Source organism: Sphaerochaeta sp. PS (genome assembly GCF_032144095.1).
GTDB lineage: Bacteria > Spirochaetota > Spirochaetia > Sphaerochaetales > Sphaerochaetaceae > Sphaerochaeta.
The window spans coordinates 39747-56585 of sequence record NZ_JAVSNJ010000003.1 but is presented as its reverse complement, the minus strand read 5'-3'; the positions used below and the strand labels follow the sequence as shown (position 1 = coordinate 56585).

General features: G+C 53.6%; 20 protein-coding genes. All 20 read left to right on the top strand.

From position 1 onward, the window contains the following. Positions 1–2 precede the first annotated feature (2 nt). The 20 genes from ROJ03_RS04735 to ROJ03_RS04640 all read left to right on the top strand — a co-directional run bounded on the left by ROJ03_RS04735 (position 3) and on the right by ROJ03_RS04640 (position 16807). A complete protein-coding gene (locus ROJ03_RS04735) occupies positions 3–647 on the top strand; it encodes a hypothetical protein (protein ID WP_313725849.1) in 645 nt (214 codons plus the stop codon). 10 nt (positions 648–657) lie between these two features. Continuing rightward, entirely contained in the window at positions 658–1770 is a 1113-nt protein-coding gene (locus ROJ03_RS04730; protein WP_313725848.1) for a phage major capsid protein, read from the top strand. A gap of 13 nt (positions 1771–1783) precedes the next feature. After that, positions 1784–2359: a hypothetical protein gene (locus ROJ03_RS04725; RefSeq protein WP_313725847.1), complete on the top strand. Its 576-nt coding sequence runs from the start codon at positions 1784–1786 to the stop codon at positions 2357–2359. Continuing rightward, positions 2356–2766 carry a hypothetical protein gene (locus ROJ03_RS04720; protein ID WP_313725846.1) on the top strand — a complete coding sequence of 137 codons (411 nt, stop codon included), beginning with the start codon at positions 2356–2358 and terminating at the stop codon, positions 2764–2766. Before ROJ03_RS04725 ends, ROJ03_RS04720 begins: the two co-directional genes overlap by 4 nt. After that, positions 2763–3218: a hypothetical protein gene (locus ROJ03_RS04715; protein WP_313725845.1), complete on the top strand. Its 456-nt coding sequence runs from the start codon at positions 2763–2765 to the stop codon at positions 3216–3218. The genes ROJ03_RS04720 and ROJ03_RS04715 overlap by 4 nt, the downstream gene beginning before the upstream one ends. Next, entirely contained in the window at positions 3218–3370 is a 153-nt protein-coding gene (locus ROJ03_RS04710; RefSeq protein ID WP_313725844.1) for a rubredoxin-like domain-containing protein, read from the top strand. Before ROJ03_RS04715 ends, ROJ03_RS04710 begins: the two co-directional genes overlap by 1 nt. Before the next feature lie 15 nt (positions 3371–3385). Further along, entirely contained in the window at positions 3386–3790 is a 405-nt protein-coding gene (locus tag ROJ03_RS04705; RefSeq protein ID WP_313725843.1) for a phage tail tube protein, read from the top strand. Then, positions 3787–4143, top strand: a complete 357-nt coding sequence (locus tag ROJ03_RS04700; protein ID WP_313725842.1) for a hypothetical protein — start codon at positions 3787–3789, stop codon at positions 4141–4143. The genes ROJ03_RS04705 and ROJ03_RS04700 overlap by 4 nt, the downstream gene beginning before the upstream one ends. 83 nt (positions 4144–4226) lie before the next feature. After that, positions 4227–4412, top strand: coding sequence for a hypothetical protein (locus ROJ03_RS04695; protein WP_313725841.1), 186 nt, complete (start codon positions 4227–4229; stop codon positions 4410–4412). Then, positions 4413–7406, top strand: a complete 2994-nt coding sequence (locus tag ROJ03_RS04690) for a phage tail length tape measure family protein (protein ID WP_313725840.1) — start codon at positions 4413–4415, stop codon at positions 7404–7406. Positions 7407–7408: 2 nt separating this feature from the next. Beyond that, positions 7409–9085 (top strand): hypothetical protein, encoded by a 1677-nt coding sequence (locus ROJ03_RS04685; RefSeq protein WP_313725839.1) that lies wholly within the window; start codon positions 7409–7411, stop codon positions 9083–9085. Continuing rightward, entirely contained in the window at positions 9085–10461 is a 1377-nt protein-coding gene (locus ROJ03_RS04680) for a hypothetical protein (RefSeq protein WP_313725838.1), read from the top strand. Before ROJ03_RS04685 ends, ROJ03_RS04680 begins: the two co-directional genes overlap by 1 nt. After that, the gene (locus ROJ03_RS04675) at positions 10461–12953 is read left to right on the top strand and encodes a hypothetical protein (protein WP_313725837.1); all 2493 of its coding nucleotides are present in this window, start codon (positions 10461–10463) and stop codon (positions 12951–12953) included. Before ROJ03_RS04680 ends, ROJ03_RS04675 begins: the two co-directional genes overlap by 1 nt. A gap of 12 nt (positions 12954–12965) precedes the next feature. After that, positions 12966–13232 carry a hypothetical protein gene (locus ROJ03_RS04670; RefSeq protein ID WP_313725836.1) on the top strand — a complete coding sequence of 89 codons (267 nt, stop codon included), beginning with the start codon at positions 12966–12968 and terminating at the stop codon, positions 13230–13232. Further along, positions 13213–13485 (top strand): hypothetical protein, encoded by a 273-nt coding sequence (locus tag ROJ03_RS04665; protein ID WP_313725835.1) that lies wholly within the window; start codon positions 13213–13215, stop codon positions 13483–13485. The genes ROJ03_RS04670 and ROJ03_RS04665 overlap by 20 nt, the downstream gene beginning before the upstream one ends. Beyond that, complete coding sequence (locus tag ROJ03_RS04660; protein WP_313725834.1) at positions 13478–13783, top strand: hypothetical protein; 306 nt, start codon at positions 13478–13480, stop codon at positions 13781–13783. Before ROJ03_RS04665 ends, ROJ03_RS04660 begins: the two co-directional genes overlap by 8 nt. Positions 13784–13785: 2 nt before the next feature. After that, complete coding sequence (locus tag ROJ03_RS04655) at positions 13786–14133, top strand: hypothetical protein (RefSeq protein WP_313725833.1); 348 nt, start codon at positions 13786–13788, stop codon at positions 14131–14133. Further along, entirely contained in the window at positions 14126–14467 is a 342-nt protein-coding gene (locus ROJ03_RS04650; protein ID WP_313725832.1) for a hypothetical protein, read from the top strand. Before ROJ03_RS04655 ends, ROJ03_RS04650 begins: the two co-directional genes overlap by 8 nt. An 85-nt stretch (positions 14468–14552) precedes the next feature. Further along, the gene (locus ROJ03_RS04645; protein WP_313725831.1) at positions 14553–14726 is read left to right on the top strand and encodes a hypothetical protein; all 174 of its coding nucleotides are present in this window, start codon (positions 14553–14555) and stop codon (positions 14724–14726) included. A 1094-nt stretch (positions 14727–15820) separates the two neighbouring features. Then, positions 15821–16807, top strand: coding sequence for a substrate-binding domain-containing protein (locus tag ROJ03_RS04640; RefSeq protein ID WP_313725830.1), 987 nt, complete (start codon positions 15821–15823; stop codon positions 16805–16807). The last annotated feature ends 32 nt before the right edge of the window (positions 16808–16839 follow it).

Here is a 16839-nt window from a genome sequence, read left to right as displayed (position 1 = left end):
GGATGTCAAGGAACAAGGACCTGAAGCTATTTCGCGAATACGCAACAGCATCAACGATCAGGCGCCTGGGTGATGAAAGGCTCGCAGAACAGTCCGGGTCGGTGAGCGCATGGAGCGCCCCGATCTGGAACATCGGCAAGATCAACCTCAACGGGCGCGTCTATACCCAGGAGCTGGCCGAGCGCCTTATAGCCGAGAACAGGGCTACAATCGCCTACGACTCACACCGGCATGAGTGGGGTGAGGCCTATGGGAACACTGTGGCAGTGGCGAAACAGCCGCGGATCGAGGACGGCCTGCTTTGGGTGGACATCTTCTTCGTGGACAAGGCCTACAGCGACAAGCTTCTGGCAATCCACACTGCAGGGGTGCCCATCGGGGTATCGAGTGTCGGCTATGGGGAGACGGACAACGACGGGGTGGTCAATGCCGCCACCTACGAACTGGTACGGTACCTCGATTTCGTTACCGACCCTGCCAACGATACGTATGCGGGCCCGGGGACCGAACCGGAAGAAGGTATGAAGAATGAGAGCGCAAGCAGCCATGACCCGGACGGGATGCCTCCCGGGTCTGATGGGGAACTGTCCCCAAAAGAGATACAGCGGCGCATCGCAATATTGAAACAAGTCGAAGCAATCGACTGAGGAAGGAAACATGACTGCAAAGGAACTGAGGGAAAGACTGGCCGTACTGAGAAAGGAACGCAAGGCCCTTTTCGCGACCATGACCGACGGGTACAAGGAAGAGGATGTGAAGGCCTACGAGGACAAGGCCAAGGACATCCATGACACCGAATACGCACTCACCGAAGCCGAGCGCATTGAGCTCGACGACAAGCTTGAGGAAGGGACTGCTAGGACCATCATCGAAGGCTCGAAGGAAAAGCTCACCGACGAGGTGAAGCTCTTCGTCAGGAAGATCCAGGATGCTGTGGCGGTGGGGACAACCTATACCGGCATCATCCCTTCCACCGTAGCCAGCGAGATCATCAAGAAGCGTGAGACCTACGGAAAGCTGCGGGGACGCTGCAGACGTATCTCCCTGGGCGGGGACTACACCATCGCCATCGACAAGGACCAGGTGACTGCAGAGTACGTCGGTGAGGGGGAGAAGCATCCGGAGAAGGATGCAAGCCTGGACCAGGTGAACTTCACAGCCTACAAGCTCGGTGCCTTGGTTAAGGTGAGCGAGGAATTCATTGCCGACGTCGCGATCGACGCCCTCTCCTGGCTGACAGAGAACATCGCAAGGGCTTTCGCCAAAAAGGAAGATACCGAGATCCTCAAGGGTACTGGAAGCGGGAACAAGCACATGACCGGCATCCTGACAGCGGTCAGTACCAACGCGATTACGGCTGCCTCGGCAACGGCAATCACCCTGGACGAGATCAAGCGCCTGGTCGGCTCAATGAAAGACTACGCCACTGGGGCCGTTCTGATCATGAACCCAGCAACCAAGACCGAGATCAGCCTGCTCAAGGACGACAACGGGCAGTACTACTTCCCGCCCCAGATCGACCTGACCAGCATCCAGGGCAAGGAGATCATCACCCTCGACGATGTCGACGAGATGGCAGCGGGTGCACGTGCAGTCATTGCCGCGAACCTCTCCTACTACCAGATCGTGGACCGCCAGGGAATGAAGCTGACCGTGCTCAACGAACTGTATGCGGAGTCCGACCAGAAGGGGATCAAGGGTACCGAACGGCTGGACGGAAACGTCCTCAGGGCCGATGCATTCAAGGTCCTGAAGATGGCTGCGGCCTGATAGGGAGTGAACTATGGATACGGCTGACCTGATCACGCTTGATAGGCTTCGCGATGGCTACGGCTTCACCATCGCCCCCGGTTCCAGGACCGAGGCGATGTACGAGAGGCTGATCCCCGCTGCAAGCCTGGCATGCCTGCATTTTGTCGGCCGCGACCTCCACCTGCGCCAGGTCACCGAATACCAGGACGGCAACGGGCACGACCGCCTCATGCTGGACGAGAAGCCGGTGGCCTCGATCGTCAGCCTTTCCGTCGATGCCTTGCATGCCTTTGCATCGTCCCTGGACCCATCCCTCTACCGTGTGGATGGGGAAACGGGAATCGTCACACTGTACGGTATGCAGACCCCCTATGTGAAAGACTGCATAAGGGTTGTGTATATGGCTGGGTATGAGGCCATCCCTGCAGATATCGAGGCTGCGGTTGCCGACACCATCCAGATGATGGCAAGACGGGTGACCGGGGTGGCAGGGGGCGTGACAAGCAGGACCATGGCAGACGGGGGAACGGAGCAGCTGGAGACGGTGGCCCCCACCGACTATGCCAAGTTCCTGCTGCGCGCATACCGCAGGAACCTGGTCAGATGAGTAGAGCCGCCAATGCCTTGCGCATCGACATCGACAAGCAGATCGGGCAGCGGATCACCGCCTTGGGGGGATCGCTTCCTGCAATCATGGACTTCTCGATGGGTGATGTGGCCCAGGACATGGCGTCCCATATCAGGGAGACCTTCCTCAACGGCAGGGCCCTGGGAAAACGGACCGGCGAGACGGAAGGGAGCGTGCGGCACTACAACGCCAGCAAAGGGGTTGCAGGGCATTACGTCGACTTCGGGGTGGGAGTGAAGGGGCACCTGAACTACCTGCACCGGTGGACGGGGACGAAACGGGAGTTCATGGGACCGGGCAAGGCTGGATATGAGGCGACGGGCCGGTACATGACTCTTGTGGAGAAGAACCTTGAGAGGATGGAGCGGAAACTGGAGGTGTTGTGACGGGATTGTTCGATACGTATGAGGTGCTGAAAAGCATCCTGGAGTATTTTAAGGTAGCCCTTGCCGACAGGATCGCCGAACAGGGACTGGTCCCCATCGAGGAATGGGACATCGGGTACCGCGACGTGGCAAGCGGGCTGCACGCACACCCGGCCTTCCTGATCAAGAGTGACCGCGACGGGGAGAGTTCAGACGGACCCTTCTTCCAGACGATGGAGACGGACATCGCATTGGTCTTCCGCTGTGAGGATCCTGATGAGGGCTACCAAAGGCTCTGCTCCTACCAGGCGGTCCTCGACTCGATCCTGCGCGATGATCCCCATTTCGGGGGGAACATCGCAGAGGTCAAGAAGGCGACGTTTGCAAAGGCGAGGGACAGCTCCAGGACGCTGTTCTTCCTGTTCGTGGAGGCCGACATCGATATTGACGTCCTGGCATGGAGGATGCCCTGATGGCTATCAAATGCAAGAAATGTGGGCACAAGATCGAGGGGAGAAGCCTCCCCCAGCTTTGCCCCAGATGCGGGGCCGTGATGGTTCCCTATGTCGTAAAGACAGAGGGGAAGGAAAAGAAGGAAAAACTCCTCGACAAGCTCGAGGACTGACAAAGGAGTCCAGAGATGAATACCAAAGTTTTGACAGGCAAGGACGGAAAGGTGAAGGTTGGTGAAGACCAGATCGCATATTGTGATACATGGTCGATGGACCTGTCCCAGGAAGCATCCGAGATACTGAAGCTCGGCACAAGCTGGGCAAATGCCCAAGGCGGCAAGAAGAGTGCCACAGGCAGTCTGGGAGGAAGCTATTCAGATTCGGATACGGCCCTTGCGGCATTGGTGACAACATGGCTCGGGGAGGATGAGGTACGGGCGGACATCCATTTGGTGCAGAGCGCAACCAAGGAATATTCGGGCCCGGCTGTCCTCAGCTCGTTCAACATGAGCACCCCAGCAGCTGGAAAGGTGACTTGGTCTGCGAACTTCACCTTTGACGGGGCACCGGCCGAGGGGACTCCTGCAGCATGAGGCTGACAATAGCGACGACCGGGCGGTATGAGCCCAAGTGCTTTGACTTCGAGGGGCAGGAGGATTCCTCCCGTCCCTTCGTCGAATACAGGCTGATGACAGGCGAACAGGTCGAGATGGTCCGTAGCCAGAGCCAGGCCGACTCCTGGGCACGGATATGGAAAAGCCAGGTGACCAGGCTGGGAAACACGGTCTTCGAGGTAGACGGGATGGAAAAGGAAGTGGCGGCAAAGGATGTACCGGGGATCCCGGGTACCTTCGTACTGTATTTCGAGGTGGCCGAGCATATCCTGCGTGAAAGCATCCTTGCTACAGACGATAAAAAAAAATTGCGCTCACCTACAGTCTCCTAGCTGAAGGATACTCATCATCCTACAGGCGGGTATATGGAGGCAGTGACCGTACCGTAGTGCTCAGAAGCGGGTATGAGGTGAGGTTGGACGAGATACCTTCCCTCCTCAAGGAAGAAGGGATAGCAGAGGATGCAATCCATTTCTATTGGCGGTACCGGACGATGGGATGGCCGTACCGTGGCGGATGGGCCGAACAACCGGCCCTTCTTTCCCAGACCGTGGAGCTGCTGGACCCCCTGGATCGGCTCTACCACCCAAGGATGATATAGATGGCGAAGGATCTGAGGATAAAGGTAACGAGCGAAACGGCCCAGGCGGAAGCAGGGCTGAAAAAGGTCGGCTCGGCCATCGACAAGATGGGTACAGCGAAAGGCTCTTCTGACGCTGCCTTGTTTACGGCAAACCTTCTGAAGACAGGGCTCGCTGCGGCAGGCGTCTCTGTGACCCTTTCCAAGGTGCTCTCAACCGCCAAGGAAGCGGTTGCTTTGTATGCAGTGCAGGCAAAGGCGGAGACTTCCCTGGCTGCGGCCATCAAGGTGACAGGCCAGGAATCGGAATTCACCATCGGACAGCTTCGTGAATACGCCTCATCCCTGCAGGCGGTAACCAACTACGGTGATGAGACGATCCTCACTGTCGAGCAGATGATGGTCCAGACAAGGAAGATCGGATCCGACATCATGCCACTGGCAACCGAAGCTGTATTGGACATGTCCACAGCCATGGGAACAGGTGCGGCAGAGAACGCAAAGAAGCTTTCCAGGGCATTGGCAGATCCCATACAGGGCATCAGCCTGCTCAAGGAAAGCATGGTGATCCTGAGTGCAGAGCAGCAGACCTCGATCAAGGGCTTTGTAAAGCAGGGCGATATGGCCAATGCCCAGAAGGTGATCCTGGAGCAGTTGTCGGCAACCTATGGAGGGCTTGCACGCGCCCAGGGAGCCCTTGACGTCTCCAAGATCGAGCAGATCAGGAATACCATGGGTGACATCAAGGAAGGGCTCGGCCAGTCAATCATCGACGGCATAAGCCCTGCAATGACATGGCTGCTGGAAAAGCTGCAAGACGTGAACGACAAGATTGCCAGGGCCAACAGAGAGGCAGGGATCGTCTCGCCTTCATCGATGAGCGACAAGGAACTTACCGAGACCTGGGAGGCCCAGAAAGGCAAGGTCGAACAATACCGCAGACAGATCGAGCAGGCAATGTCAATCGGGGACGTGTCAACACAACTGATTGCCCAAAACCTTCTGGACCAGTTGCTCCCCGTCTTTGAACCGGTTATAGCTGAAGTCAACAAGAGAGCCAGGGAAGCAGGCTATGCTTCAGCAAATGCGTATGGGCAAGCCTATGCGAAACAGCTTGCACAGCAGAAGATCGACAATCCCCAAACCCTCGAGGACGAGAAGAGGTCACAGAGAACACTTTCCCCAACATCAATGGTTCCTTCGTCGACTGGGATTGCCAAGGATGCGGCGGATGAAGCCAAGGCTTTCGCCACCGCCCAGGAAGCGGCCTACCAGCTGGTGACCGCAACCTCGGGCTATCAGCAGATACTGCTGGAAAATGAGATAGCCAGGCTCGAGGCCTTGAAAGAAAGCAACCTTGAGGCGATGCAGAACAAGAACCTCACGGCCTCGCAGGTAGCCAACTATGAGAGACTCAACACCCTCCTCGATGAGCAGCTCAAAATCGACTACAAGGTCCGGGACGGGCAGGACGGGCTTTCCTCCTTCCTGCAAAAGAACGCAGGGTATGCAAAGGAGACTGCCGAACAGGAAAAAACCAGACTCCTTGCCCTCTATGACATCGCCTCGGCCTACCAACGGCAGAATGACCTCACCGAAGAGCAGAAAAAGAACATTGGCCAAATCCTCAATGGCCTGCAAATTGCAATCAAGGCAATACCTTCAGAAACAGAAAAGGCGACCAATACCCTCACCACTGCCCAGGAGGCAGCCTACCAACTGGTCAGTGCTACCTCGGGCTACCAACAGATACTGCTGGAGAGCGAGATAGCCAGGCTCGAGGCCTTGAAAGAAAGCAACCTTGAGGCGATGCAGAACAAGAACCTCACGGCCTCGCAGGTAGCCAACTATGAGAGACTCAACACCCTCCTCGATGAGCAGCTCAAAATCGACTACAAGGTCCGGGACGGGCAGGACGGGCTTTCCTCCTTCCTGCAAAAGAACGCAGGCTATGCGAAGGAAACGGCGGAGCAGGAAAAGACCCGGCTCCTTGCCCTCTATGACATTGCCTCAGCCTACCGACGGCAGAATGGCCTCACCGAGGAGCAGAAAGAGAACATTGGCCAAATCCTCAATGGCCTGCAAATTGCCATCAAGGCAATACCTACAGAAATGGAGAAGGCAACCAAGACCGTGCGTGAGCAGCTCGATGAATCCTTCGAGGCACAATTCCCCACTACTGGGGTCAAGAAATGGGCAAAGGATGCCCAGTCGGCCATAAGCGATCTGACCGGTTTCATGCAGGACAATTTTGGCTCAATCATCGACGTGGGAACTAGTTTCTACAAGACGATCACAGAAGCCCAGGAAAAGGCATCAAAGGCCCAGATAGCGGTACTTGAGACGCAGATTGCGGCAGAGAAAAAGCTGTACGAGAAACAGACCAAGGCCATAAACAGCCAGTATGATGCAAGATCCAAGACCCTGGCAGACAAGTACGCATGGGGCCTTATGGGCTATGAAGAATATATCTCCGCCCAGCAGAGTCTCGACGAGGGCAAGACGGCGAGCGAAGAGGCTGCCGCCTCGCGTTATGAGGAATTGGAGAAGCAGAAGCTTGCGATACAGAACTCGATAGCCAAGACAACCTTCGAGAACACAAAGAAACAAAGCATCGCACAGTCGCTGATCCTGGGAGCCCAGGCCATCCTGCAAGGGTATGCCTCGTTGGGACCGATCGGAGGCTCGATAGCTGCCGCCCTGATAGCTGGGGTGACAGCGGTCCAGGTTGCGACCATCAGCAGCCAGCAATTCACCCCGTCAACCGCCCTTGCAGAGGGTGGTATTGTCTATCGACCTACCACAGCCCTCATAGGGGAAGGCGGGGAACCTGAGGCTGTGGTCCCCCTGTCCAAGGCGAGCCAGTTTGGGTTCGCATCGGGAAGCCAGAACAGTCAGGTGACCAACATCTATGTCACCGGCCCCTCATACACAGGCGACCAGCTTGCCCAGAGCATAGCAGAGGGAATCGCGAGAGGACAACGTACCGGAAGGATCGCAAGGTGGGGGGAATAGGCATGGACAAGGCAACATATACCCTCCACCTTGACTTTGGAAGTGGATGGGAAGATTTCTCTGACAGGGTCATCCTTGCCGAAGGTTATGCACCCCGCCTATGCATAGGCAAGGGAGGGACCCATGAGATTCAGACCGTCACCCTGAAGGTCCACCGGTCCATTGGCCTGGGCGCGAGGCTTGCAACCACTGATGACCCTGTACCGGCCAAATTGCTGCGTAACGGCCTCTCCGTGATGACAGGCATCATCAGGCCTTTCAACGCATCCAAAGCAAGCCTGAACCGGATGGAACCCATCTCGCTTTCTATCCTGGACCGCTCGGCAACGCTGGAGCAGTATGTCTTTGATTCCATGCGGTGGACCAACCTGGTTCTGATCGACCGGGAGGATGTCCAGCGTTCCCTGATCCATAAGCTCTTCGCCGCGGCAGGGGTGGATGAACCTGAGATATTGGTCGATTTCGACAGGGCCGAGGTCATCCCCAGTTATGCACTCTCCAACGGCGAGTACATCAGCGACCGCATCCAGGAAGCCCTCTACGAGTATGGCCTGACCTATCGTGCGACGGCAGAGGGAAGATTCCGTATCCTGGACATCTCACAGGATCTGATTGTCCCGGATATTACCATCCGGGCGGCCGACCTGAGGACCGGGTTCACCCTGACACGTAGCGACAGCTCACACAAAGGGGCCGTGGTCAAGTGGTCTCCAATCCTCACCAGATCAAGGGTGCCAGTCTACGAATACGAATTTGCAGGAACACCGGCCACACTGGTGGGGGGAGCGATCTTCCCCCAAGGTTCTGATGTACAGGGCTACCGGCTACCCTACGATATCTCTGAGCTTACAGAGGGTAAATTGCTAGCCATCGCGAACCCAGAGATGGAGTACGAACCCATCACGCTACAGGTATCGAAGCATACAGAGTTCGGTGTGGATGACTGCAGCGCCTACCTTCGCTCGACCATCTCCCAAAGCCAGGAGGTTTCAGCCTTCAGGATCATGGCAGATGTCTGGTACCAGGGCAGGAGCTACAGCCAGCAGGTTGTCCAGGGCAGCAACCCAAGGACATACACGGCAAAGGTGATCAGTGAAGCAGGGAGCGCCCAAAGACTTGCACGTATCCTGTCGCTCAGGCAGACGGTGGGCCAGCAGGCCTACAGCTTCGAGTCTGTCGTTTCCTTGGAGCCTGCACAGATAGTGCGGGTCATCGAGGACAAGGTCTCCTTCCTGGATGTGACGGTACGCATACTCTCTCGCGAATTCGATGCAAACTCGGGCCTGTACCGCTATACGTCCGAGGGGACCGGACAGATCGACCTGGACATTCCCGTCGAGCAGATCGATGCGCTGGAGAATGCACTGGGCAAGGGCAGGCAGGGACCCCAGGGACCACGGGGCAAGTCCTACCGTGTCGAGATCGAATCGACCAATGGCCTGCTGTTTCGTCCAGGATCGCAGTACACGCGGATGATTGCCCATGTATACGACGATACAGGGGAGATTACAGGGACGGTCTCCCCTTCAAACCTGGTATGGATAAGGACGAGCCAGTCTGAGTTGGGAGATATCGCCTGGAATACCGCCCATGCCACTGGCTACAAGGAAATAGAGCTCACCCCTGCCGATTTTTACGGCAGTACAACGTTCAAGTGCGAATACAAGGAGGTCTGCTGATGGCAATACTGGCTACCGGACAGATTACGTTCATCGATTACAATGATGCCCTCTCACTGACCGGGTTCATCAACTCCACCCATCCCAAGACGCAAGTCTTTTCCAAGGATGGTGGTGGCAAATGGTCTGCCGACTGGGCGACTGCAAACAACCTGCTCACCCCGAACGTGTTCAGGCAGGCAGCAGGGGCATCTGGCCTCGACCTTGTCTCGCCTGGTGGCGGGAACGGGGTGGGTATCACAAACCCCAAATGGACCTTGAAGCTATTTACGGATACTGCTGTGGTGATTGCTGCAGGGGCATCCAATGCTGCTTTCGGTTCGGTAGGGTCTGCAGCTCCCTATACGCTGACCCTGAACAAGAACTGCATGACAGAGGCAAAGCCTTCCTTGGAGTGTACATTCTCCTGCACCTACACGGACCCCTCGACTGCGCTCTCCATCGACTTCAAGACGTCGGTGACCTTCTCCCTGATGAAGAGCGGGGGCAAAGCGGTATTTGTCCAGATATTTGAGGACAATGGGCAATATGTGATCAGAAACGGTTCCGTTGCAACCTCGACCCTTGCCCTCAAGTTCTCCGTCTACCGTAACGGGGTGAAGGATACCTCTGTTACCGGATCGGCCCAGTGGAAATACCGCGACCCGGGTGGCAACTGGACCAATGACGGTACGGCTGTAGCACTGTCAAACTCCAATCCCGAGACTGCTGCAACCAAGACAATCAGTGCGGCCACGGTTGATGCGATCACCAACTCAAGGACCTACCGCATCGAGTTCACCGACAACGACTCCGAGGCTGATGTGACGGGGACGGTGTATTCGGCTGAGGTTTCAATCCTGGACCTGACCGATCCCTTCCAGGTTGAATATTCTGTCGATGGCGGGACGATCTTCAAGAACGGGGAAGGCACAAAGACCATACGTCTGAGGCTCTTCCAGAACGGGAGTGAAATCGACCTGGTCAGTGGTGCATACAAGCTCTACAGGCTCACCCTCCATGACCAGAACGGGAACATCACCTACTTCAAGTCGGCCTACGATCTTGCCACCTCCATCTCCGGGGCGATAGCTGTTGGCGCTACATCGCTGGTCGTCGCCTCGGCGGGGACTGGGGCAAAGGCAATCAAGGAAGGGGACCGGCTGGTGTTGGAACCCGGTGTGGGAGCGAAGGAAGAGATTGTGCAGGTGGGTGCTTCGTATGTATCGGGTACCACCATACCTCTGGTCTCTGGTGTACAGTTTGCCCATGCGGCATCAGCCCCCATCAAGTCCGCGAACAAGAAGTGCGGACTCACCGATACGGCCAAGGTGATCACCATAACCGGTGATGATATCTTCAACCTCGGCTCCACAGACATCGAGGTACTGGCCTGATGAAACTGCTGGCAACAGGAACCATCACATTCACCGAACAGTACGACCCTTGCCTTGCCATGCTGACAAGCGAGGTGCTGCTCGTCCCATGCGACTCCCAGGGGATCCCAAGGATACCTCTGGGATCCTCGCCCCTGACCTCCAGGATGGTAATAATCCAGGGGGGAATAGAGCAATCAGGATGGACATTCACCAGGACGCAGCAAGGGGTGACCTCGACAGTCAATTCCTCCGGGGTGGTCTCGGTGACTGCAATCAGTTCCGACAACGGGTATGTGGAGGTGACTGCATCCAAGGCTGGACAGGCTTCCCTGCTGAAGAAACTGGTGGTGTCAAAGGTATACCAAGGCGAGACTGGTTCTTTGGCCTCGGACTTTTCCATTGAGCTTTCTCCCAGAGCTTTCCTGGTATCTAGCAGGGGCATGGTGAAGGATACCCAGGTCATAACGGCAACCTGTAGGAAAATGAATATCGTTGGCTCCCCTTCCATCGGCTGGGTTGCAAACGGTGTGCAGCTTTCTTCAGCTACCGGCGAGACCGTCGTCATAACTATTGAGGCATCATCGATGCTGTCCTCCTTCAACCTCTCCTGTACAGTGGCTGGTTTCGGGGCCAAGAGTGTGGAAGTGCAGGGAATCCCCGGTGGTTCGGCAAGACCGATGTACATGGGATTGCTTACCGTCGCCCCTACATACACCCCGGAAGGGCCCTTGTTCTACAGTTCCGAACTTGGAGGTGATTACTATTTGGGGACGGACATGATCCCATACTGGTATAACGGGATTTCATTCACACCTGACGGTCTTTCCTATGTGCCCAACTATGCTGACATCATGAGCCATGCCGCAGCCGAAGCGCTGAAGGTCCCCAACATCATTCCGGTCACCTCTGCCCTCTATGCATACTTTGACCATATGTCAGTAACCAACGCCTACATCGACGGCCTCCGGACCCGAGTTCTTAAGCTTGCGGGAGGAGGTTCTATCCAGTCCGAGCAGTACATCGAGAACCAACTTGGGTTTTTGTTGAAAGCAGACGGTACGTTCAATGCAATCAACGCCAATCTGATCAACGCAATAATTTCTGGGTCTGGTATATTCAAGGGAACAATTGAAAGTGGTCCCCTGACAACTACTACAGAAAGTGAAGCAGGAACTGAGATATTTTTTGATGCTCCTACACACTGGCTTTCTGATGATATGTATAGTGCATGTACCCTGACTACAGGAGAAGTACTGCAGAATGTTACGGGGTCATATAAAGGCAAGGCATTATCACAAGCAACAAAGCTCGCCTCGGGAGGAAGGGCAAAATTAGGTTCTGCATCGGGGAGTGGAACATCAAATGGGGCTGGGGGGAAGTCTGACGGTGGAGGAAGAGAAAATAAAGCTATTCCAGCGACAATTATCACTTATACTATACCAGCAAACTGCACTGTCTTGGGGTACAGCCTTTATCTTATTCGTTATGGATCACCGGCCGCATCCTGCATGATTTATAGAAATGGCTCTACACTATCCGCTAGTATCTCAGTTTCAGGTTCTACAACCTATACTGGAACAATTGCCGTAGCAACCGGTGATGTAGTCACTGTTGTCATACGGGGAGGATATGGTGGCTATGACAGCGATTTTGGATACTCTGTAAGTGATATAACAGGTTCTGGGTCCGTTACTGCATACAGTACAATTGTTGGACCTGGCCTAACCCTCAAATACACCGATTCCTCTTTTGAATTGATACCTTTGGGCATTTATAGTAATTCATTGACCATGACTGGATACACGCAAGTCTTGAAATATTCAAAGGCATCAGCATTCATCAATGGTGTGGCTGGGTATCCTATCAATGAACTCAAGACTGCTGAAGGAACGCTGACTTACAATGGCATCACGTACCAGGTTACAGGAGTAATGAAGAACTCGGCGACAGCTATGACAATATTCCATGAAAATGGTTCGTTGAACTTCATACTTCCAAATGCAGATCCAGGGAACTCAGGATACTATCATGCCTCGGGATCATATGCAGTCATCTCATCGGTTGCAGGCGCTGAGATGATGAACATCAATGCCAGACAAGCTGATACATACTCAATCGGAAATATCATGCGTTTCATGAACATCATCGGAAAGAACTTGATTGGTGAGAACCTCAACCTGGGGGGAATGCCTGGGTATGCATGTAGGGCTTGGGTCAACTTCAACGGGACAGGATCAGTCGCTATTCGTGCAAGCAAGAATGTTTCATCGATCACTGATAGCGGTATGGGGGTCTACAGAGTAAATTTCTCAAATCCAATGAAATCTGTGGACTATGCCGTTGCTACATCCTCAAGGCAAGACGGAGATGCCAATGAGAATGCCTATGATCTCAGAGTCTCAAGATTGGCCGCAATCACCACAGGAGGAGTAACTGTATCTCACGGCTATTATACTACATCGAATGTATATGCAGATTGTCTGTATGGATATGTTGCGATTTTTGAATAAGGAGAATTGGCAATGATAATTGTATATAAAGGTTTGGCTGGTTCTGTGTCCATTTTGATCCCATCCCCCGAATGTCTTCTCGACCACGAATTGGTAGCAATCGCCCTTAAGGACGTACCAGATGGACTTCCCTATTGGATTGTTGAGGAGCCAGAAATCCCTGTAGATAGGACTTTTCGGGAAGCCTGGGAAGTACCAGAAGATTGGGGGCCACCCGACGGGTACGGTTCAGAATTCTGCACATTTGAGGAGATCGAGGATGCTCAGGATAAACAATGACAAGGCGATTCTGATCGCCCAGGAGAGGATACGGGTTTGGAGGGAATCTGCATTCGCAGAGAACGACGTCAGAATCCAGAATGCCATGGCCGACGGGAATGAGGATGCAAGGCTGCAGGCCGTCATATACAGGGAATATCTTCGCAACCTTCCCCAAGAATGCATCGGCAAGGACCTGGATGGGCTGAAGGCAGTATTGGACGGGGTGATGCCCTTCCAGGAGTACATCCTGATGGGAGGAACCGGTGAGTGATGTGATATGGGTGGCCGTCATCACCGGTTCGGTTACGTTGGCCAATGCCCTGCTTTCGCGCAGGTGGAACAAGAATGACGAGTTGGTCAAGCTGCAGGGTGCAATTACAAGTCTGTATAAGCAGGTCAACAGGATTGCCAAGGGGATGGACATCGCGCTCAAGAACGACCAGGTGATCTTCGACGCTTTCAGGAAGAATCAGATCAATGGGGAAAGCGAGGTGCAGGACCGGGTCATGGAAGACTATTTCCGCGAATGCGCCGTAGCCGGTTACAAGGCCGACGGCAAGGAGGAATGAGCATGGATTGGAAGGTGGTTGCAGCAGTCGTTGCTGCATTGGTGCTGGTCATCGGCTTCGGAATGGAGGCCTACAAGAAATGGCTGCGCGAGGACAAGGCGGGAAAGCGGGAGATTATCATGGTAGCGGCCCTGCTCTCAGTGATCCTGACTGCTTCATTTGCTTTCGGCCTGGCCTTCCCGGGCCTTCCCTGGACGTTCCCGGGGTATGCAATTGGAATCTTCCTGCTGCAATGGTTCATCGACCAGAAGGCCATCAAGAGGATATGCAAGGCCCTTGGCCTCTTCGGCAAGGCAAAGCTCAAGGAATACGGGGTGACGGAGAATGACCTGGGGGTGCTGGATGAGTGATCTGTTGGGAATGATCGGAGCGGTAGGAGCCGTGCTGCTGGTGGGCCTGTGGGCGCTCTTCCAGCGCAAGCTGAAGAAAGCCCTGGCCAAAGCTGAGAAAGCCGAGCAGAGGGCACGGAAAGCGGAGCTGGGTCTTAGGCTCGGGGAGACTGCTGCGAAGGCCAAGGATAAGATCGTAGAGGCCCAGAAAGCAAACCAGGAGAAAAAGGAATCGGTAGACCACCAGATCATGGAAACCGAAAAGGAGGAGGACCCTGATGAGAAAAGGAAGGACCAGGAGAAGATTGCCAACGGCATTACTGATCTGTTCAATGCTCGCAATACTGCTCGCTAGCTGCAGCACTATCAAGGCGGTACCGGACTATATCGATATACCAACACTGGAAGCTGTAAGGCCCGCGAGGCCGGTACTGGAACCCGTGACAATATCGAAAGGGATAGAGATACCACCGACGATGCTGCGCAACTACAACACGGTGGTGACCTATTCGCTGGATCTGGAGGACTATGCCTGGGGCGGAGAGAACCCAGGGGGCCTTGAACAGTACATCAAGGACATAGCTTCCCTTTACCGTATCCAAAGGAATCTGTAGTATATCCACTTGCACATCTAAGATCTACTGAATGGGCCCAGGGAAGGAATTCCCCGGGTCTTCTTGTCTCACTAGCACCTGATGGGTTTAGCCAAAGCCTGACAGATGATTCTGGGGATCCTCATAGTTTATATTCTGAATGATGCAGCAGACGTTGATTATGAAGTATTCGTATGAATATGAACGGTACCTCGGGGGAAAGAGTTCCTCCAACATTTATGATCAGAAGATTCAGGAGATCAATATCAATGGCGAGGTATTCTCGTATTCCTTGCGTATCCTTGATCAGTAACTTCCCATTTTCTTCCTGGATGTTTGCTTCCATGAGTACAGTACCGTCCAGTTGGCATAGACGATTCCGATGCAATTGCCCTACCCCATCATCCTGTTGAGAATACTGAAATTCTAAACCAAGCTCTCTGACAATCCTGTCAGTCGCATCACACGTCCTAAACTTTGTCATTGCCACCTCGATAGAATGAGTCAACCATATTAGTATACGATATTCTCTATGGGAACAAGTATGCAGATTTTATCTTGCACGAAAGGTCTTGTTGGTGTAGCATATTAGTGTACACAGTTGTGGGCACAGTATCCATACATTTAGTGACATAACGATTCACAACAAAACATAGTAAAGGTTTGCAATATAGGGTTTTATTCACATACTTACATAGCGGTTCACATGCTGAATTTTGGTTCAGGTCCTAGTGGCCGCAAGGTCGTGAAAGTTCGAGTCTTTTCCTGGGCAAACATTGGGAGGTAAGCAATTACCTCCCTTTTTTATATCCAATTCCTCCAACCATGCCTTGTACGGAAGAACTCTCTTTGAAGTAAGGGCTTCGAACACGCTCGCTAAGTTGATCTCTCAGCTTTAAGCCATATACCATCGGAAGAAAACGAATGTTATTGATAAAAAAACACACATTTTTCCTCCTTCCTCAAGATTTGGAATGAAAGCGTATAATATCAAACAAAACTCGATAGAATCCCTCATGTACTTCTGGCACTACCGATTTAAACTATATCTATCGATGCGGCGTTGCCGCTAACCAACTTTCCAAGTTTTCATGATTCCTTAAAAGGAGGGGCATATGAAAAAGGCTCTATGTGTACTGATGGTTCTGGTTATCCTGGGTTCGGGCGTTCTGTTCGCCGCTGGTCAGAAAGAGTCTGGTCTTACCAAGGTGGGTATTGTAAATCTTCCACCAGAAGAGTCAGGATATCGGCAGGCTAACGTTGAAGCCATGAACAGTGTGTTTTCAACTGCAAACGGCTATGACGCCAAACAGACAAACACAGGCGACAACAGCGAGCAGATCGCTGCAGCGAAAGGGTACATTCGAGATGGAGTGGACTATCTGCTGATCTCAGCCGCAAACGCTTCTGGATGGGATGACACCTTGAAAGCTGCAAAAGCTGCAGGAATCAAGGTTATTCTCTTTGACCGTGCAATTGATACGGACGAATCCAATTTCCAGGCAGCTCTTCTCTCCGATATGGCTTATGAAGGCAAAAAGGCCGTTGAATGGGTATTGAGTCTGGGCCTTGATCCGATCAATCTGATCCTTATTCGCGGACAGATGGGTTCTGCAGCTGAGATCGGCCGTAGCGCAGCAGTGCTCGATGCCGCAAAAGCAAAGAAACTCAACATTGTTGCCGATGGAACAGGTGGAGATAGCTGGAGTCTTGATGAAGCTCGCAAAATTGTTGAAGCAGCAATTGCAGCAGGCAAGAATTTCAATGTCATCTATGCAGAAAACGATGGTATGGCACAAGGTGCTGTCCAGGCGCTCGAAGCAGCTGGAATCAGCCATGGCCAGAACGGCAAGGTCAAGATAATTGGTTTTGACTTTAACAGGTTTGCTCTTCGGAACGTACAGGCTGGGTACTGGGATGCCGATATGCAATGCAATCCACGTCAAGCAGCCGAGATTTCCAGATGGATCAAGAGCGGTAAGCTCCCAAGCGGAATCATCTATCAGGAAGAGCTGCTCTTTACTACCTCTACAATTACTGATGCAGACATCGAGAATTGGGGAATCAATGCAGATCCTGGCAAGGGTGTAATCACCAGGTAAGTATCTGTAAGAAGGTACAATCACCATCATTG